Genomic DNA, 20,181 nt, shown 5'->3' with positions numbered 1-20,181 from the left:
CCTTATCTCACCTATTTTACAAATATACAATACTTCACGCCATATTCTTCCTCATAAATAACAACAGCCCACCTCAGCAGCCTGTTACGCTACTGAAAGGGGCTGTCGCTATAATAAAATCCTCTATCTCACCCGCACCTTAAACTGCGGCAGGTAATCGGCATTCTGCTCCAGGATGTCCGCCAGGACTTCCTTGGCGATGTGCTCGTCGCCTACGAGGGGGTGGATGGTTAGGGCTTGCAGGGCGGAGGCATAATCTCCTCTAACGGCAGCCTCGATTGTAAGCTCCTCGTAAGCCTTCACGACCTGCAGCAGGCCCCGGATCTGGGGAGGAAGCGGCTTGGTGGGGGCCAGGGCGTGCGGGCCGTCGGATTTGATGACGCAGTTGATCTCAATGGAGACATCGGCGGGCAGATCAGGAATGATCCCCTGATTGCGCACATTGACGGTCTGGATATCGCCGGTGTCGTTATAGATGGACTTCATCAATTGAACTGCGGCTTCCGAATAGTAGGCGCCTCCGCGCTTCTCTAGTTGAGCTGGCTTGCTGTTGACTTCAGGCTGCTTGTAGATCTCGAACAGCTCGGCTTCGACTTCCTTCACGTCATCGGCGCGTGTCTTGCCGGTCTCCTGATAATGCTCTGAGATCTCCCGGTACATCTCTTCCTTCATATAATAGTAACGGTGATACGGGCAAGGCAGCGCACCCACAGACTGAATGAATTCGGAATCCCATTCCAGATCAGGGATGTTGGCCATTGACGGCCCCTTGGCTCCGGACAGCTTATTCAGGAAGTCCTCCGTCACATCCTCCCCCTGCATCATCACCCGGGTGGTCCAGTTGAGGTGATTGATGCCGACGATCTCAATGAACATCTCCGCTTGCGGAACCCCGTACAGCTCAGCGATCTGCATCTTCGTACTGATTGGAAGATTGCATAGCCCCACAGACTTGACCCGGGAATGCTTGGAGACGGCTTCTGTGATGATACCGGCCGGATTGGTGAAGTTAATCATGAACGCCTCCGGAGCCAGCTCCTCGATATCCCGGCAGATGTCCAGAATGACCGGAATGGTGCGCAGCGCCTTGGCGAAGCCGCCTGCTCCGGTGGTCTCCTGGCCGATTAGGTGGTGGGCCAGCGGGATTTTCTCATCTCTGGAGCGTGCATCCAGCATCCCGACACGGATCTGTGTAGCGACAAAATCTGCACCGCGGATCGCCTCGCGCCGGTCCAGTGTCGTATGCAGCCTAATCGGCTTGCCGCTGGCATCAATCATACGCTGCGCGAGTTCACCGATGATACTCAGCTTGGCCGCCCCTGCCTCAATATCGGCCAGGTACAGCTCAGCCACCGGGAATTCATCATGATACCGGATCAGGCCTTCCACCAGCTCCGGCGTATAGGAGGAGCCTCCTCCGATCACTGCAAGCTTCAACTGTGTCTTCTTCATTTGTGATTTCCTCCGTCTCTCTTGAATTGCTCTATGATTGCACCGGTTACAGGCAGGCCAAGCTGGTCCATTGCCAGCATCACGGCACCGAATACAGGCGGCAGCTCCGGGATTACCAGTGTGACGCGGGGATGCTCCGCCCACACTGCCTCAAGCAGTGCATCCAGCAGCAGCGGGCTCCTGCCCGATTGCAGGATGCTTCCGGTAAGGACAACCGGCACCTCAGCTTCTCCGAATCCGCCCAGCTTGCGGATGACAGCCGCCGCAGAGATCCCCAGCTCTCTGCCCATGTCGGCAAGCAGCTGGCGGGAGAGCCAATCCCCTGAAGCCGCCGCTTCATGAACAACCAGCGATAGCTCCAGCGGCGCCGCAGTGATGTCATCGTCGAGATAACAGTCCACCATCTCTTCGAAGCTCGCAAAACCCAGCCTCTGCGGAATCCGTTCCACCAGCTCGCTGTACGGCTCCCTTCCTTCCCAGCAGCGCACCGCTCTGCTGAACGCCTGTGCCGCGAGATAGAAGCCGCCGGCCCGGTCCCCGAAAAGGGTATCGAAGCCGCCGATCTGCACCGTCTGCCCGAGCCGGTTGCGGCCGGCCGCGTTCGTATTGCTTCCGCAGACAAGCACCACTCCAGTGTTATCCGGACTCCCGGTACGAAGCCCTTCGAATGTATCGCAGACAATACTCCAGCTCCGCAGATTCAACTGACTGCTGATCTCGGGATATAGCTTGTCCATATCCGCCCTGCGGTCCGCGCCCGCAAGACCGAACTGCACATAATCGAGCTGCTCCATGCCGACCCCTGCCTTCGCAAGTGCACCGAACAGCGCGCCGCGAATGTTGAGCACAGCCGCCCGGACTCCAATGATCTGATGATTCCCGCAGCCGGTCACTGCCGACCCCAGAATTCTGCCGTTATGATCCGCTATAACGGCGATGGTCTTGCTTCCGCCGCCGTCTACACCTGCCAGGTACATAGCTTCCACTCCTGATTAATCCATTATTATATTAATAGTCATAATTACAGACATTGTTCCTACAAATGTCCTAGCTTTGTTACGCTGATATTGCACGAACAGCTTTCCTTCAGCTTGTAATCTCTATTGTTACGCAGTGGTTTCTCCCGCTCTAGTTCCGTGATATAATATAACAAATTGCCATCGGAGGACACTTGTAATGACAAAGAGAACAAATAATACATTATACTTCAATATTAAAGAACAACTGCTGAAACAGATTCAATCCGGCCACTATGCCGTCGGAGAGAAGCTTCCTACGGAAGCCGAGCTATGCGAGATGTTCTCCGCCAGCCGGACCACCATCCGCCTCGCGCTCAGCGAGCTGGAGGTCCAGGATATTCTTGAGCGGCACCAGGGCAAGGGCACCTTCGTCAAACGGAAGGAGCTTCAGCTTAACCAGAAGCGCAGCTTCACTGAGGATGTACTGATGAGCGGCAAAGAGCCAACCAGTAAGATCATCGAAGCCAAGGTGACGCCTGCGGAGATTCCGCTCAATGAATTCCTGAATATTCCAATCAAAGCTCCGGTTAACCAGCTACTGCGGCTCCGCTACGCCGATCATGAACCGCTCCTGTACGAGACTACCTATATCGCCTGGGATCTTGCCCCCGGGCTTATCAATGATTATAAGGACGGATCGCTCTTCTCCTTCCTGGAATCAGAGTATAACCTGAAGGCTCACCGCTCTGTGGAGCAGCTGAAGCCGGTACTCGCGGACAAAACCGCCAGCAAATTGCTGGGTGTCAAAGAAGGCTCCCCTTGCCTGCAAGTGAGAACTTTTACTTATCTGGCTGACGGTTCGCCGCTGGAGTACAGCTTCGGGGTATTCCGGGGGGATTTCCCCAGTTATACGATTGAGAGACAGTTCGGCTGAAGGTCACCTTCTGCCCAGTCCCCCCTGTTACTCCTTGATAATCTCGAAATATCTCCCCATCCAGTAGGGCAGCGTGAACACCGAACCCGCCTCAATGCTGCCCGAACGGTAGTTATACCCCGGATTGGCACCGGTTGTCTGGCTGTCATTCTCGAACGGATTCGAGTTATGCTTAATGATGCGCCGTTCGTCCGGAGCCAGCGCGTAATTCGTCTGCTTGTAATCATCGCGGTCACCCGGTTCAATATACAGGACATCCTGACGGTCCCATTGCACCGGGAATTCAATCTGGAATTCCGGGAAACGGTACAGGAAGCGGACAGCGGATTGCAGATCGACATCGGTCTTGTCGGGATGCGCCAGCTGATAGAGGAAGGTGTAGAACGGATTCTCCTCCCGCACCTCATTGGAGTACCATTGGTCGAAGGCCGCTACAATCTGCGCATGCCGGTCTGCATCCTGCTCCAGAGTCACCAGAATGAATACCGGGAACCAGCCCAGCTCCTCATCCGAATAATTGATATATTGGGTCCAGTCATTATGCAGCGTAGCATTGGTGTTAGTGTCGGCTCCCACATTGTCCATCGTTACCGGCTGGTTATTGTTCTCGCTGTAAGCATTGGTCGCCTGGCGGACAAGTCTGCGTTCAATATATTCCTGGGCCATCGCCATATAGCCCTTGCCGTTGATATACGGTTCTTCCTTGCTGTAGCTGCCTGCAAAAGCCTGCTCATACGCCAGCTCATACTTGGCTGCATCGGCCGGATAGCTCTTAGCGACAATATAACTCGCCGATTTCAGCGCAGCCATCACCTGCAGGGCGTTGAGCGGCCCATCCTCGTACCCGTAGGACAGCGCATCGTCTCCGTTCTCATCGACGCCGATTTTGGACTTCCACTGCTCCTGCCGCTCCATGGTCCCAACGCTGTCATTGAAGTATTTGGCGAACCATCTGGACCACTGGGTTGATTTGCCGGTAGCGTCCTCAATGTAATAATGGTCATCCTTCAGGATCAGCTCGGTCATTCGGTGCGTGGTTTCTTCAATAAGGGATTTAAGCTCAAGCAGCTCAGGATCGGCGCTGTCCCCGATCAGATATTTATAGGCGGTATAGAACATGGCATAATGGCCGTCCACTTCATCTGCCGAAGTATCTGCCTTATACACAATCTGGTTCATGTCGATATGGCCGTCCACAATGGCGCTCTCCGGGAACAGATCGTTGAAGAATTGCGGAATCTGCTCATATACGGGAGCTGTCAGCTGAAACAGCGGCTTATTATGAAGGCCCGTTGTTTTGTCTTCCTTGGCGTCATTATTGTTCGTGGCGGCCGTAATGACTGGCAGCACCTGATACACTGCGCCGGTTACGGATGTTCCAACCCGGGTCTTAATATCAATTCCCAGCTTCTCGCCTTCAGGACGCGTCAGATTCAGCTCGTCAATGGCGGCTTGACTAAGTCCAAGTCCATTGTAGTTCAGTACATCCGTACCTCCGCTCGGGAACAGGGTGGAGCCTTTCTTGCTCTCTGCGTCTTTGGTTACTCTGACCATGGAATAGCCGATCGGCGCTACTCCATCGTCACGCTGCATGCTTGGAATGATTCCATTCGGATTAACCATGTCCGGCCCGACGAAGTTCTGGAACCAGAAGCCGTTCTGGGACTGGTAGCCATAGACTGAATTACCTACTGTTGCCGCACTCGCTTCACTGGTCAGCATATAGGAGCGTGCAGGGAACCCGTTACCGCGGCCGGAGACATAATCAAGCAGCAACACTGCCTTGGTCGCTCTAAGCGCTGCCGCTCTGGCCGCTGCAATCTCGGCCTGCTCCTCTGAAGCCGGGCTGATTCCGTACTGCTCCTGCAATGCCTTATAGCGGAAAATTTCGCCCATGGCATACATCGTTGTCCATAGACCGTCATTATCGCTGGTGGTAGGCGTGGATGTGAATACTCCGGTCGCCGAGTTGTAATTGACCGCATCCAGCGTACTGTCCGTCTCCGTGAAGGTGAAGCCCGCGCCATGCACCATGCCGCGCCGGTCCAGAATCGACTGCACCAGATCCTCATAGATAAAGGATTTGTCATGCAGCGTCTTCTCCGGCATCGCGATATGCGTGACACCGCTCGCCGTCCGGACCCAGATGCCGTTCTGTCCGTCACTGGCAAGTCCCGTCACATGATCGTCTCCGCCATACAGATACCTCGGTCCGGCCATATACTGCACAATATCCTTGGTGTCTTTTGCACCGAAATCAACCCGCTGTAAGCCGGTCTCCGTTCCAATCCAGTAGACTCCCCCGTCCAGAACCACACTGGTTACATCGCCAATGACCGAGAGTGGCAGGAATTTGAGCGCTGAAGTGTCGGTGACCCATTCAATAGTGCCCGGGATGGAGGCTGATCCGGCTTTGTAATAGGTCATTTCCTTGGTCTGCACAGCCTCCAGCTGAACAGGAGCGTAGGCCGCGCCAGGCAGCTTCTCCGCAAGCACGGGCGCCGCCGGCAGTACGAACAACGTTAAGGCAAGCAGTCCACCCGTGATCTTCATGCCAGTTCTTTTCATCTTGTCCATGGTAAGCTCCCCTTTCCTTATTGGTAGATATGCGATACGCCGGTTCTTGTGATCACCAGTACCCCCGTATGTTCATCCGGCAAAAGCAGCAGCACCTTATCATCGTACAATTGCTTGCCTTGAGCGGAATAACTGGTCATTTCATTCGTGGCGAGATTAATTTTGGTGACTCCGCTGTCTGTTCCGATCCATAAATAAGTACGGGTCTTGTCTAGAACAGAGGTGTTAATCCCCCGCATCGAAGCGAATATGGAAGGCTTGATATTAAATTCATAGTTCACAAAAGTCACGGCATTCACAAGGTCCGGCATGACCACATCCTTGCTTGCTATCGGAGGATTGTAGGACGGGTCCTGAAGGAAGGTCAGATATTGCTTGGCCAGCCCTTCTGCTCCTGTGGAGCTGAACGAGCTTAAGGCTTCCGCATAGGTATACAGCTCGGCAGCTTTGGGCTCAGGTGTCGGGGTTGGTGTAGGTGTCGGCGTTGGTTTGGGCGTTGGTGTAGGTGTAGGCGTCGGTGTTGGTGTTGGTGTCGGACCGCCTGTGTCCGGGCTAGGGGTTGGAATCTGAGTAGGAGCAGGTGTTGGAGCCGGGGTGCTTGTGCCACCACTTGAACCCGATCCTCCTGGATTGCCGGCCGCAGGATTAATAAGATGACCTGATGCATCATAGTCTTGTCCGCCTATCGTTACCTTCGCAGCATTGACCGTCAGCTTGTCCGGCTTGACCGAGAAAGACACACCTTCTCCATTGACCACTGCTTCTGCGATTGTTCCTTCACCGGTTATAGCTGCGGCACTGTTCAAGGTCATTGTCTTGATGACCCCGCCTTTGTTCAGCTTAATCGCTGACCCGCCTGCCTTAAGAGAGACGTTGAAGCTTCCAATCTGCCCGCTCTCCAGCGTGAAGCTTGCCGGTGCAGCCACATTCAATTCATTAACATCCCCTGACACCGAGACAGCATCGGAAGCCCGCGTAAGCAAGTTAATGGTACTTATCGCCTGGCCGGATTCATTAACGATTCTGGCACCCGAGGTTACATCCATCTTCCCGGCAGTTGTCTTCCCCTTCAGGAGAACTCTTACCGGGGAGGCGGGTTTGCTGATGACAATGCTGCCCACCTGACTGTCTGTCAGGGTAATGCTGTTCACACCGCCGCCGTTGATGTAGACGACGCCCCCAACCGCTGCGTTATTGAGACTTAAGTTCCCTTCCCCAACGCCGGGAGTAATATATAAATTCCCTGATAATTTCAGATCAGATAGCGTACCTCCTGCTGTATTAACGATCAGGTTGCTGCCGGAGATGCCGGAATGCTCTGCCCCGTCTGCAATCAGGGTTCCCATGGCATTGTTGATCATCTTCACCGCCTCGGCCCGCGTCAGCGCCTTCTTGGGCTGGAACGCACCTTGCGGCGTGCCCTCCACATAACCGGCTTCCTTCATCGCATAGACCGCTTCCTTGGACCAGCCGGCAATAAGAGCATCATCCGTGAACGGGGCATATGAATTCCCTGAAGCGGTAACATTGAATACTCTGCTGAGCATCAGCGCTGCCTGCTCACGGGTCAGGATCTCCAGCGGATTAATCTTGCCATCGCCACTGCCGATAAGCGCACCGGCGGCAACCGCCTTGCTGATGTCAGAGGCGTACCAGGCTGTCTTAGGGACATCGCTGAAGCTCTGGCTGCTCTCCTCACTGAAATTAAAGATCCGGTTAATCAAGGCGGCGAATTCTGTTTTGCGGATTCCGTCATCCGGCAGAACGAGGCCGTCCGGATTCCCCTTCAGCAGCCCCATCTCCTTCCACGACGCTATTTCCTTGGCGGCCCATGCAGGAATCTTCTCGGTTGTTGCTGCCGATACCGTGGACACGCACGTAAATGCCACGGACGACACGACGGCGAATACTCCGAGCACCTGCTTCCATCTGAACTTCATATGCATTCCTCCTCAAAGTGTAATCGTTAACGCGATAAAGCCGGGGCGGAGCAACCTCAGTCATGTCACCTCCATGTAACGTTATTAATGTTGTTGTAGTAACATTTACACACATTCTATTTTTAATCATAACAAATTGTCAACACATTTATTAAACCGAGATATATATGCGCCCCCATTTTCCACTTCCTCCCATAACATCGTATATTTCCTTGTACTATCAACATTGTTTACGCTTACAAAATTTTACGGAGGAACAACTTCTCCCTGCTAGTTTTCTGATAAAAATGAATTTTTTCTGTCTATTCGTTCAAAAAAACAATTGACAGCCTCCCTGCTATACTTAATAATGAAAACTATATTGTTACTACAAATTATCAATTCTTCAACAAATCTCGGACAAGATCAGAGATACCTCACTCAATTGAGTTAAGTAATATTACATATGGGGAGTGTGAAGACGAAGGGGAGAACAGTAATTAGAGGGGATACGTAGTCGCGTCAGCTTATTTCCAATACCAATCTAAGGAGCGATTAACGAATGAATAAAAGGATGATTGCACTGGTCTCAACGATGCTGGTTACCGCCTTGACGGGCTGCTCTTCTACAGCTTCTAATGATAGCTCAGCTAGTACCGGCAGCTCCGGTGCGAAACAGGAAACCCTCCGGATTGCAATGGGCTCGCCCGGCGAAGGCTTGATCAAGGTCTGGGAGACGATCGGCAAGGAGTTCGAGGCACAGCATCAGGGGATTAAGGTGGAATTCAACTATCAGGACGATGACACGTACCAGACGATCGGCCTGCCCAATCTGCTTAGCGGCAAGAACGCGCCTGATCTGTACTTCGAATGGGCCGGACAGCGGCTGCAGACCCGGGTAACAGACGGTTATGCCGCAGATATTACCGAACAGCTGGAGAGCTCAGGACTGAAGGATATGTTCGCCGAAGGCACCTTCAACGGAATGGTGATCGACGGCAAGACGTATATGATTCCCACTGCGGGCGATGTGACGAACGTCATCTTTTACAATAAAAAGGTGTTCAATGATCTCGGTCTGCAGCCGCCAGCCACCTGGGAGGAATTCCTGAAGGTATGCGAGACCGTCAAGCAGGCAGGCATCACCCCGCTCGTCATCGGCAACTCCGATCTGTGGACGGCAGGCAACTGGGTTGCCCATATCCTCTCACGGGTTGCGGGCGAGGATGCCTACAGTGAGGCGATGCAGCTGAAGCAGCCGTTCAATTCCCCTGATTTCGTCAAGGCTTATGGTTATGTGAAGGAGCTCTGGGACAAAGGCTACATTAATGAGAATATCACTGCCGCCAGCGACAGTGAAGCGGATATGCTGTTCCTGAACGGCAGTGGCGCAATGCATCCGATCGGCAGCTGGCTGGCTGCGACCGCAGTAGAAGAAACCCCCGACCTTGAGCTGGGCTACTTCAATACACCGGCTATGCCGGACGGCAAGGGCAATCAGGACAGTGTGATTGGCGTACTGAACGGAATGGTCGTCAATAAAAACTCCAAGCTGATCGACGAGGCCATTGAATTCATGAAGCTCTACAGCTCTCCCGAATCCTCCAAAAAGCTCTCTGACGCCGGTGCTGTGCCGATTACCAAGGACGGGATCGACAAAGAGACCATGCTTCCGCTCTCACTTGAATTGAACGATCTGATGGAGAATGCCCCGGTGCTGGTGTCGCCGCCCGATACCGGCTATTCCATTGAGGTCGCCAACGCGCTTAATATGGCCACCTCTAAGGTGATCGGCGGCGCTGAGTCCCCTGAAGATGCTCTGGCTGAGCTGGAGACCACCATCGCCCCGCTGAAATAACGGTGAAGCCGCCGCAAGGCGGCTTCATCTGGTAAGCGGAAATGAAGTTTTTCCTTGTACATCAAGAATTGGAGGTGGCCCCATGTCCGGCCGAAGCAATAAGCTCTCTCCCTACCTGTTCATCTCTCCAGCCCTCCTGCTGTTTGGCTTCGTGGTCCTTGTCCCCGTCCTGATGACGTTCGTATTCAGCTTCTATGACTGGAACGGGATCGGCACGATGCATTTCACCGGCTTCGACAATTATATCCGCGCTTTTCAGGACCAGGTCTACATTAACTCCTACGGACACACGCTGATCTATATTGTGGCTACGGTCTTCGTTGAGGTCATTGCCGGACTCGGACTGGCAGGCTTAATCACGATGGGCCGCAAGGGCAGCGGCATCTTCCGGCTTGCCTTCTTCGTGCCTGTCATGCTGCCGATGATTGTCGTCTCCTATCTATGGAAGTTCGTCTATAATTCCGATTTCGGCCTTATTAATATCCTCCTGGAGAAAATCGGCCTTGCGAGCTGGACCCGTGTCTGGCTGGGCAACCCCGATACCGCGCTTTATGCCATCTGTATCGTGTCCGGCTGGGTGTACGCAGGCTTTTATATGACCATCTTCTATTCCGGCATCCAGCGCATCTCCAAAGAAGTCTATGAATCGGCCTATCTGGACGGCGCGGGGGAAGCACAGATCTTCTTCAAGATTAAAGTCCCGATGATCCGTAATCTGGTGGAGACCGGCATTATGCTGTGTGTGCTCACCGGCTTCCAGTCCTTCGATCTGTTCTATGTCATGACGAACGGCGGGCCTTATAATTCAACCGAGATCGTGACCACCTATCTGGTCAAAGTCGTCTTCACCCATATGAGCATCGGCTACGGCTCCGCGCTGGCTGTCATCATGACGATTGTGATCGCGGTGATCGGGCTGGTGGCCGGTAGAATCAATAAGAAAGACTCCAGTGTGCTGGAGTACTAGCGGGGAACCCGGAACCTGCAGACTTTGACATTATGAGAAAGTGAGGTGTATCCCTTGACGACCACAGCCCTGGATATCAAGAAAAATTCCTACAACCGCGGGGAAGCCGCCAGCCGCAGAACCTTCCCGCATATCCTGTATTATCTGTTCATGATCGTCATTTCCTGCTTCTATGCCTACCCGATCCTCTGGCTTATTCTCTCTTCCTTCCGGGAGAACCGGGAGATCTTCTCCTCTCCGTTCGCGCTGCCCGAGCAGATCAATCTGCAGAACTGGTCCAAAGCCTGGACGGTCGGCAACATGAGCACCTACGCCAGCAACAGTGTAATTGTTACCTCGGTCACGGTTGCGGGCATTCTGCTCTTCGCCAGCCTCGCAGCCTTCGCCTTCAGCAAGCTGCGCTTCCGCGGCAGCAGCCTGCTGATGCTGTTGTTCGTCTTCGGACTGTTCATGCCGCTGCAATCCTTTTTCATTGCCCAGAGCTATATTTTTGAGCAGCTGAATCTGAAGGATTCTTATATGGGCTTAATTCTCCCTTATATCGGTACCGGGCTTCCGCTGGCCATCTTCCTGCTCAAGGCGTATTTGGACTCGATCCCGAAGGAGCTGCTGGAGGCTGCCCGGATCGACGGCTGCGGCGACTGGCGGATGTACGTCCGGCTCATCCTTCCGCTGCTGGTGCCGAATATGGCTACCGTGGGGATTTTCTCGGCGCTGAATGCCTGGAATGAACTGCTGTTGGCCATGCTGTACATCCAGGACGACTCCCTGAAGACGATTCCGGTAGGGCTGCTGGCCTTCTCCAGCCGCTATATGACCGACTATAAGCTGCTGTTCTCGGCCCTGGCGATGATTACCCTCCCGATGATTATCGTCTACCTCTTCTTCCACCGCTATATCGTAGCCGGCCTGACCGAAGGGGCGCTGAAATAAGCTGCCGGCAGCTCATCAGATCTATACATGTGAGCATTACTTGAATTAATGGCTTGACTGGGAGTTTACCTCCCCCCGATTAGTCTGCAAGGGTTGTCTTCATTGTAATTTGTACAACTAAATCGCCGGATGTGCCGCCGAATCTGTATTTAGATGTAGTTCCTGCAATTAAAATGCCTCTTTATTTGGATTTTCGCGAATCCGGGCAAATTTAGTTGTACAGACTACAATTAGACGAGGAAGTCCACCCGTTTCACTGTTTTTAGTTGTACAGAATACACTTATCCCTGTTTTTTCGTCACGAACGCTGCTTCATTCCTTACCGCATTTATGGAATGAACTGTAATGTCACTCACGATAACAACAAATAGCCCCTTAAGCAGACGTAACCGGAACCATGACCTCATGCGGTTCCAAGGTTATTCTGCCTGAAGGGGCTATGTTGCGTTAACGGATCTGGTAATCCATCCCCGCTTCACTTAAAGTCCGCAGCACCCGCCCTCTGGCTCTGGAAATATACTGCCGTACATGTTGCGCGGGAATGTTCAAAAGCTCCCCGATTTGTTGATCCCCCAGCTCCAGCTTGTATTTGAAGTAGAGCAGATTCCGGTCACGTTCAGACAATTGCAGCAATGCTTCCGTTAGCGCTCCTACTGCTTCAGCTTGGATATAGTTCTCTTCTGTCGCGGCGGTGAGATCAGGGATTTGCTCCGCTACATCGTTGTTCAAGCCGATATAGACCTTCCTGGAACGGCGGATGCGCCTTCGAATATGGTCATAACAATAATGCTTAATGGTGTTGACGACATAAGAGGTCACTTTGCAGCCGTTCAAGGAGCGTAACAAGGAGGTCTTGGGAATCAGCCTGATGAAAGCTTCTTGAATAACATCCTCAATGATCTCCTTGTCCTTAAGGATGGTATATGCTTTCTTTCTCATTAAAGGGTAGTGGCTATCGTATAGATTCTTCAGGAATGTTGTATCATCATCGGGTTCACAGGTATGCAGAACACGAAGCGAAATTTGTAATCCCTCCCTAATTACACCAAATAGACAGTATTTTATTCATTATACCCTTTCTGCTTAGGGCTCGGGCTGGTGAATCTTCTGTATAGCAAAAAGAACGCCAAGGCGTTCTCTCCAACAGCTAATATCATGAGCTGGACTCTCTTGCTATCTGCGAATCCGGGGGAACCATGAGCCTGGCCTTAACAGGACAACGGTGATCACCACCACTGCTCCCAGCAGCAGCATATTCCAGCGGTCAAAGGACCGGTAGAACAGATCCGGTGACAGGTACGCTCCATTCTGATGCAGTACGTCATCTATATACCTTGCGAAGGAATGCGTTCCTCGTTCCAGGCTCCAATGCTGCTGACGCACCGCCGCCCGAAAAGGCTTATTTGCTCTAATCGCTGCGTCCAACACTGCCTCTAAGCTGTCTATTTGAATATAATAATACTCCTCGCCCAATCCAGGGCTTGCCGCCTCTTCCGTCTTGAACGGCCGGACATACCGCCAGCCCTGCTCATACGTGGGATAGCTCGTATACCCATATCCTAGCTCATAGAATGAAGACCCCTGTGTTTCCTCCGGAATGGCCTTAATCATCGTTCCTTTGGGGATTTCCATGGCTACCGCTGCATCACCGGCTGGAATCTCAGTATAATACTGCAGGGACACAGGCGCTTCGATACGATGCGTTAAGGAGTAAGCAGGCTCTGCCATATTACCGGGAAAATAAGAGCGATACGTGCTCAGATCCATTTGCTCCAGCGGAACGCCTTGTTGATAGGGACTGGCTGCTGCCGCAGCCGGGAAATCCTTGCGTAGCTGGTGATTGTGATACCACGCGGACCCTGTCCGGTAGGCAATCACACACAAGAGGATAATGACCGTCATCACGGCGCACCACCACAGGAATGGCTTAGAGACTGAGGGAACAGACATGTCATCATCCTCCTTATGGGTACAGTTAACTAATTAGTCTTAACGGTGAAGCCGGCATGCTCCGCATAATAAATAGGGGTGGAATACATGATCTTGGCAGGCCCGCTCGTTGGATTGCTTCTGGCCGTTACAATACCATGCAGCTTATTGGCATTTCCATCCTTCATGTGACCGGTCCGCCGCTGTCTCCTCCGGCAACGGCATCCGTACCGGATGAATTCTGCATCAGAGACTGATACAGGCCGTTCACGCGATAGGTATTGAACAAGCCATCGGAGTAAGTGACATTAATGCTCACTTGTGACACCGTCCCCCATGAATATCCGGTCGTTGCTCCATATTTGTAGATCGTGGTTCCCACAGGAACCGATGAATAGGTACCGGTTATGGATACACTTCCATACACTTTGTTCGTCGCCGTATCGCTTCCGGTTAACTTCACCATCGCGAAGTCGCCCAGGGAGTCAACGCCAGTCGCACCGACGGCTTGATTCGCACGCTGATAAGCGACCTGTCCTGTCCGGGTCCCTGAATACTGAATATAAGGATATCTCGGAGAAAAGAAGCCCACCTTCTCATTGCTGTGTCCGGCCGTCAGGATGGCATTGCCGCCCCCATAGCTCCCGCCTATGCCCACACTTAATCCAGCGCCATTGTCTTCATTGGTAATCCGGTCCCCTCCCCATAATTGGGCGGTACTCGAATTAGCTGTTCCCGGCTCGATCCGAATCGGCAAGCTCTCCGTTGTCTTCTGGAGGGTCTGGGGCTGCTCGTTCATCAGCTTATTGTAATCTTCTTCAATCACGGAGACAAAGAACACGTTAGCCTTCCGGTCCACACCGTAGCTTCCGAGGCGGTAATCCTGCTCCTCCAGCTGTCTGGCGACTTGATCTAGACTCTTCAGATAATTCAGCGAATATGAAGCGCTTTCAAATATAACATGATCACTATCCTCTGCACGCCTCATATACTCCTCTTTCAGCTCTTCAGTAGGATCTACCAACATAATTACCAGTTTATCGCCGCTGACATATTCCCCTGCATAATGTTCGGGATACACCGGTGTACCCAGTTCATTTTTATCGAAACTGTCCCAGAGATTCTGATAGGCTCGAAGGGCCGGCTCTTGCAATTCCATAGCTTGTATAATGGCACGCGGCACAGTATGAGTGAAATCCGCATTACGATCAGCACTAGAAGCAGCGACACTCATTGGAATCATTAATAATACGAGCATGAGGCCTAGAAAATAACGGAGGTTCTTTTTCAACAAACTCATCCTCTCTTCATAAGTTTTGCCCTACAATACAGCGATACACGTCCTCCCTTCGGTTATCTGTAATAGCGTGATTCGTCGAAATAGCTCATGCTGTCTATTACTATACGACGCATCAGTCGACTAAAAGTAACACATTTTTGAATAATTTTACTTTTAAGCTTCACATAAAGAAGGCTGCCGGGATTCTCCCGACAGCCTGAGACACCGGCTCTTCGCCTATGGGACCGGCGGATCATCGTTCCTGTACCCCTATGTCAGTCGTGGGCGACCAGTTTCCGGCGGATGTGCCGCTCCCCCGCAATGGCCGCAACCAGCACGGATGCCGTACACTCAATGTCTCCGTAAGTGTTAATCAGGGTATCAATGGACGCCGTGTATTCTTTATGAACAAACGGATGGAAGTGGGAGATGAAGATGACCGGGGTCCCGAGCTTCGTCCAGCCTCCCATCATATTACGGGCAACCTCCCCGTGCAGCCTTGTGACATTCAGACCATAATCCTGCCGGCTGCCGATTGAACAGAGAATCACATCGTAGGTTCCAGGCAGTGCGGCGGTGAATAGCCGGTCCGGTCCGGGATCGATCCATTGCTCCACATGATCAGAATATTTGCCCAGCTCATTCCTGATCCGTTCGTACATCTCATGATACCGGTCAGCATGGTTCATGATGATAACATGCAGCACTCTGGTCTCACGCTTCAGCGGATAAGGAACCAGGCCGGCCCGGTCCTTCACAAGGGTCAGACTCTCCGCTACGAAACGCTCAGCCAGACGGGCGATCGCATCGCGGTCAGGCTGCTCCCGTTCCCGCACCGGTGCAGAATCTGCGGCAGTCATTCCCATTTGCTCCTTCAGCGAGAGCACACGGCAGGCGCGGTCCACTAATGCCTCCCGGGTCAGCTTGCCTTCGGTGTACCGGCGCTCCATCTCAAGATAGAAGCGCTCTTCGATCCTGGGGAACAGCAGCATATCGCAGCCATTCTCCAGCGCTGCCGCACAGGCATCATAATAATTCATGAATCCGGCAATCCCGCCCATCTCCATCGCATCGGTCACGATCAGCCCCTGGAAGCCCAGTTCTCCGCGCAGCAGGTCCTGCAGCAGGGCACGCGATACGGTGGCCGGAGGATAGATGCCCCGCTCATCCGGGCTGTCGAAAGCCGGCAATGCGATATGTCCGGGCATTACCGCCATCGCGCCGGATTCAATTAACTCCTTGAACACCCGGCCGGGTCCCTGACGCCATTCCTCCGGTGACAGGCGGTTGACAGGTGTCGTCAGATGCTGATCCAGTGTGTCGTAGCCGTCTCCGGGGAAATGCTTGATCGTAGCCATCATTCCGTTGTCCTGCAGCCCCCGCATATACGCCCCGGCGATCTTGACGATCTGCTCCGGCTTCTGTCCGGCGCTGCGGCTGGAGACCACCGGACTGTCGGGGTCCATGGCCTGATCTGCTACAGGAGAGAAGGTCCAGTTATAGCCGAGCTGCCCGGCCTCCAGCGCAGCTGCCCGGCCAACTTCATACGCAAGCTCGGGTGAATCCGCCTGGCTGATCCCCATCATATGGGGGAACCGCTGCGTGCCCTGAATCATATCGCCGGGCCCATTCTCCAGATCACTGACAATAAACGGAGGGATTGCACAAGCCGAGCGAAACGAAGCAATCTCCTCCATCAGGCTTGCCTTGTCACCGGAGAAGAAGAACATTGCTCCGAATTCAGACATCTGCTTCCCGATCCGGGCGTTGGTTGGACAACATACCTGATTCAACAGCCTGCGGAAATCCCACTCTTCCACCATCTCACGCATACGCGGGGACGGCTCAATGATATATTTCATTCCTGATGATCCTCCTTTGGGCTTCTGAGCACACTAGGGCTCTGCTTCAAGCCGGCTGCCATCCGGTATTCCAGTGGAGATATCCCCTCTGCTTCCCGGAAGAGCTTGTTGAAGTGCTTCGGATTCTCGAAGCCGACCTTTGCGCTAATCTCGTATACTTTATCATTGCTGATCTCCAGCAGTTCCTTGGCCTTGGCCAGTCTAAGTTTCTTGATGTACTGAATGAAGCTCATCCCCGTATATTCCTTGAAGGCCGAGCTGAAATAGGAGTAATTGAAAGAGACATGATTCGACACCATCGTCAGATTGAAATCGCTGCGGTCATAATTCTGTTCAATGAACTGAAGCGCTGCCTCCATCTCCTTCTGGTTGAGATGAGCCGATTTGATTCCCTTGATGAAATCATTCATCCGGTCCAGGAGATTCTCAACCCCGTGATAGTAATCCTGGAAATGCGGAGAGTTGTACAGATCCCCAATCTGGCGGTACACTTTGATAATGTCTGCCGCTTCCTTGCCATAGATATTAAATGCCTTGTCGAAGATCCGCTCGTTGATATGCCTGCTTATCTGCTCTATATATGAAATGTCATATTGGAGTATTCTCCGGTAATCCAGCACCTGCGACAGCAGCAGCTTCATCTCCTGGTCACGGCCAGTACCCAGCATATTGCCGATCTTAACGATCTGCTCTGTTGGAATCTCGAAGTCTCTGGGCTTATCTTTGATCTGGCTGTAGCGGATAACGCCGGTTGAGGAGGTGAGGAAGAAATACCGCAGCGCCTTCAAGGCCTGCGCATAAGCAGCCTTGAAGTCCTCCGCCCGCACCATACACTCACTGATTCCCGTCTGACAAGACACAAGCCGGTCTTGTCCAAGATACTCCGCGAGCTCCACCAGCCGCTGCCCGTCACGGATAACGACCAGCGATCTTCCCTCTTTGTCCAGAAAGTGATATTCCTCTGTATGCACAAATTCGTGAATGCGCGAATACAGCACGCCGCCCCCGTCCGTTCTGCCGTTAGCCCCTGTCTCCTGAATAAGCAGGATGAAATATCCGGCCTGAAGCTCCTGGAGGCCGGCCCGGTTCAGCCGTTCACTTACTTCTGCTCCTGCAATATCGGCATTCATCAGAATATAGTACATTTCATTTTGCTGGTAATCCTGCTCTCTCTGTGTTGCCTTGCTCAGCATACCGCCAATTTCCTGCTCCCGCTTCAGCGCCTGCTCCAGCCGCGAGAATGTCTGGAACAGCTCACTGCGCACAATCGGCTTCAATAGATAATCCCTGACCTCGTAGCGGATTGCCTGCTTCGCATATTCGAAATCATCATAGCCGCTGATAATGACCACAACAGGCCGGTGCTCAAGCTGCTGGACACGCTCAATCAAGGTGATACCGTCCATGACCGGCATCCGGATATCGGTCATCATAATATCGAAGGATTCTTCGCTGAGCAGCTGCAGCGCCTCCTCCCCGTCCTCAGCCGAGAAGTACCGGTACGCGCCAGGATACTCCCGCTCCAGCATGACCCGGATCCCAAGGCGGATATTCTCCTCGTCATCTACAATCAGCACGTTACGTGTCATTCCGCCAGTCCTCCTGAAAGAATCAAATAAGGAACCCTAAGGGTCACCTTGGTATACTCCCCTTCCACACTGTCCAGCCATAATCCGCTGTCCTTACCGTAATGCAGCTGGATGCGCAAATGAACATTTCGCAGCCCGATGCCGCTTCCCGAAGCATCAAATGCAGAGGCTCCCCTGCCCGACCCGCTTCCGTTAACAAGAGGCGAGTCCTTAACCAGAGCAGCCGGCTCCAGCTGAAGAGCCCGATTAAGGTTATCCAGGCGTTCAGCGGAGATCCCGGCCCCGTTATCCCGGATTTCTATATACATGAACCCGTCCTGCTCGTAGGCATGAATCACGATTATCAATCCGCGTCTGCGCAAGCCGGGGCCGTTCATTCCGTACTTAAGCGCATTCTCCACGATCGGCTGCAGCGACATCTTCAGAATCTCCTGCTGACGGTATTGCTGCGGAACGTCAAGGCGCAGCTCCAGTCTGCCGCTGTAACGGACATTCATCACCGCCATATAATTCTGAATATGCTGGATCTCTTCGTACAACCGTACATCGTGTGTCGTCCAGTGCAGATTATAGCGCAGCATCGCCCCAAGGGAGGTTAATGTATCTGAAATGACCAGCTGTCCCTCGATTTCCGCCAGCATCTTCAGATTCTCCAGCGTATTGTACAGGAAATGGGCATCGATCTGGTTCTTGAGGGAATTCAGCTCCGCCTCCTGCGCCGAGGCCTGCTTGTTGACGGCTTCTGCAATCAGCTCATTGATCTTACTCAGCATCTGGCGGATGTGATTACCGAGCTCGCCCACCTCATCGCCGCCAAGCTGAGGGATCTCCACATTGAAATCACCCTGGCGGACCTTCTTCATGGAATCGCGCAGCAGATGCAGCCGCTTCAAGATCACAGACAGCAGCTTATACGTAATCAGTGAGAGAATCAGTACCAGCATCAGAGTCGCCCCGCCGATGGCCAGACGGGTTACATTCATATCATTGTAGGACGATTCCAGCGACACCACGCTCAGCAGCCTGCTATCCAGCCTCTCGATGCCGGTATAGACACACAAATACGGAATACCTTCATGGGTAAACCGGAAATTCCCTTCGCTTCCCCGGGCGTTCAGTGCCACCTGGCGCTGAATGTCTTCCGGAGCTATTTTATCGTAAAAGGCAGAGCTCTCGTTATAATACAGCTGCGAGCTGCGGTCAATCGCAAGCACCTGCGTAGAAGCCTCCTGCAGATTGCTGTAAATATTCGAGAAGAATACATCCAGCCGCATATTGACCTGCAGCAGTGCCAAATGCTGATCGAGCGGGTATTTGATCTCCCGGATCAGACTGGCAAAATTCAATTGATTCTGGCGTTCCCCTTCCACACTGCTGCGCAATTCCTCTGGCCCCCGGTAGATTGTCCACCATGACGCCTCCGGCTGCGCATAGAACCGCTTCACCCAGTCTTCACCAGCGATGCGCTGCTCGTTATAAATAATCGGCCAGATCTCACGGGCATACTTATTGCCGGTAAAGAAACGCAGATTGCTGATGTTAGGATTGTTGTACATGATGTACTGCAGGTTATGGTACGAATGAGTATTGAAATTAATCAATTCTTCCGCTGTGAAATCCCGGTTGCTGAGCAGATAGTCCAGCACTTCCTTGTCGGACTGCGCAAGCTGCGAAGTAAGCTCCATCGTCTTCATATGATTGAGAATATTGTTCTTCTCCGTATTCAGGAAATACTCATTCTTATTTATAATGCTCGTAATACTGTTCTGATAGTTGGCATCAAGAATGTAGCCGGAGAATACCGTAGTCGGGATCAGAATAACGAGAATGTAGGTCAGAATCAGCTTAGCCTGAATGGACAGTCTTCCGATGTGGCCGCTGAAAGACCGGAGCATGCCGATTGCATACGTTCTCATTAATCAT

15 protein-coding genes are annotated in these 20,181 nt (G+C 52.7%); 4 read left to right on the top strand and 11 right to left on the bottom strand.

Features of this window, described 5'->3' with window-relative positions; translation table 11 throughout:
• Positions 1–123 precede the first annotated feature (123 nt).
• Both MHI24_RS20080 and MHI24_RS20075 read right to left on the bottom strand, forming a co-directional pair.
• Entirely contained in the window at positions 124–1,452 is a 1,329-nt protein-coding gene (locus MHI24_RS20080; protein ID WP_340021293.1) for a 6-phospho-beta-glucosidase, read from the bottom strand.
• Positions 1,449–2,429, bottom strand: a complete 981-nt coding sequence (locus MHI24_RS20075) for a BadF/BadG/BcrA/BcrD ATPase family protein (protein WP_340021292.1) — start codon at positions 2,427–2,429, stop codon at positions 1,449–1,451. The genes MHI24_RS20080 and MHI24_RS20075 overlap by 4 nt, the downstream gene beginning before the upstream one ends.
• 199 nt (positions 2,430–2,628) lie before the next feature.
• Here MHI24_RS20075 and MHI24_RS20070 point away from each other — a divergent pair, with 199 nt between their 5' ends.
• Complete coding sequence (locus tag MHI24_RS20070) at positions 2,629–3,345, top strand: GntR family transcriptional regulator (protein WP_340021291.1); 717 nt, start codon at positions 2,629–2,631, stop codon at positions 3,343–3,345.
• A gap of 27 nt (positions 3,346–3,372) precedes the next feature.
• On the opposite strand, the gene MHI24_RS20065 is transcribed toward MHI24_RS20070, so the two are convergent.
• Together MHI24_RS20065 and MHI24_RS20060 are read right to left on the bottom strand one after the other, a co-directional pair.
• Positions 3,373–5,922 (bottom strand): hypothetical protein, encoded by a 2,550-nt coding sequence (locus tag MHI24_RS20065; protein ID WP_340021290.1) that lies wholly within the window; start codon positions 5,920–5,922, stop codon positions 3,373–3,375.
• 17 nt (positions 5,923–5,939) lie between these two features.
• On the bottom strand, positions 5,940–7,862 hold the full coding sequence (locus tag MHI24_RS20060) for an S-layer homology domain-containing protein (RefSeq protein WP_340021289.1): 1,923 nt from the start codon (positions 7,860–7,862) through the stop codon (positions 5,940–5,942).
• A gap of 541 nt (positions 7,863–8,403) precedes the next feature.
• On the opposite strand from MHI24_RS20060, the gene MHI24_RS20055 reads away from it, so the two are divergent.
• The 3 genes from MHI24_RS20055 (at position 8,404) to MHI24_RS20045 (ending at position 11,599) form a co-directional block, all read left to right on the top strand.
• The gene (locus tag MHI24_RS20055; RefSeq protein ID WP_340021288.1) at positions 8,404–9,699 is read left to right on the top strand and encodes a sugar ABC transporter substrate-binding protein; all 1,296 of its coding nucleotides are present in this window, start codon (positions 8,404–8,406) and stop codon (positions 9,697–9,699) included.
• Positions 9,700–9,781: 82 nt separating this feature from the next.
• Positions 9,782–10,666 carry a sugar ABC transporter permease gene (locus tag MHI24_RS20050; RefSeq protein ID WP_340021287.1) on the top strand — a complete coding sequence of 295 codons (885 nt, stop codon included), beginning with the start codon at positions 9,782–9,784 and terminating at the stop codon, positions 10,664–10,666.
• A 54-nt stretch (positions 10,667–10,720) separates the two neighbouring features.
• Positions 10,721–11,599 (top strand): carbohydrate ABC transporter permease, encoded by an 879-nt coding sequence (locus MHI24_RS20045; protein WP_340021286.1) that lies wholly within the window; start codon positions 10,721–10,723, stop codon positions 11,597–11,599.
• A 447-nt stretch (positions 11,600–12,046) separates the two neighbouring features.
• On the opposite strand, the gene MHI24_RS20040 is transcribed toward MHI24_RS20045, so the two are convergent.
• The 7 genes from MHI24_RS20040 to MHI24_RS20010 all read right to left on the bottom strand — a co-directional run bounded on the left by MHI24_RS20040 (position 12,047) and on the right by MHI24_RS20010 (position 20,174).
• Positions 12,047–12,538 (bottom strand): sigma-70 family RNA polymerase sigma factor, encoded by a 492-nt coding sequence (locus MHI24_RS20040; protein WP_340021285.1) that lies wholly within the window; start codon positions 12,536–12,538, stop codon positions 12,047–12,049.
• A gap of 234 nt (positions 12,539–12,772) precedes the next feature.
• A complete protein-coding gene (locus tag MHI24_RS20035; RefSeq protein WP_340021284.1) occupies positions 12,773–13,549 on the bottom strand; it encodes a hypothetical protein in 777 nt (258 codons plus the stop codon).
• A 29-nt stretch (positions 13,550–13,578) separates the two neighbouring features.
• Positions 13,579–13,716, bottom strand: a complete 138-nt coding sequence (locus tag MHI24_RS20030) for a hypothetical protein (RefSeq protein WP_340021283.1) — start codon at positions 13,714–13,716, stop codon at positions 13,579–13,581.
• The gene (locus tag MHI24_RS20025; RefSeq protein WP_340021282.1) at positions 13,713–14,516 is read right to left on the bottom strand and encodes a trypsin-like serine protease; all 804 of its coding nucleotides are present in this window, start codon (positions 14,514–14,516) and stop codon (positions 13,713–13,715) included. Before MHI24_RS20025 ends, MHI24_RS20030 begins: the two co-directional genes overlap by 4 nt.
• 566 nt (positions 14,517–15,082) lie before the next feature.
• A complete protein-coding gene (locus MHI24_RS20020; protein ID WP_340021281.1) occupies positions 15,083–16,669 on the bottom strand; it encodes a glycoside hydrolase family 3 N-terminal domain-containing protein in 1,587 nt (528 codons plus the stop codon).
• Positions 16,666–18,258, bottom strand: a complete 1,593-nt coding sequence (locus tag MHI24_RS20015) for a response regulator (protein WP_340021280.1) — start codon at positions 18,256–18,258, stop codon at positions 16,666–16,668. Before MHI24_RS20015 ends, MHI24_RS20020 begins: the two co-directional genes overlap by 4 nt.
• Positions 18,255–20,174, bottom strand: coding sequence for a histidine kinase (locus MHI24_RS20010; RefSeq protein WP_340021279.1), 1,920 nt, complete (start codon positions 20,172–20,174; stop codon positions 18,255–18,257). Before MHI24_RS20010 ends, MHI24_RS20015 begins: the two co-directional genes overlap by 4 nt.
• Between the last annotated feature and the right edge of the window lie 7 nt (positions 20,175–20,181).

It is taken from the genome of Paenibacillus sp. FSL K6-1096 (assembly GCF_037977055.1).
GTDB lineage: Bacteria > Bacillota > Bacilli > Paenibacillales > Paenibacillaceae > Paenibacillus_AQ.
The sequence above is the reverse complement of the archived record's forward strand: the minus strand, read 5'-3'. Positions and strand labels throughout refer to the sequence as shown.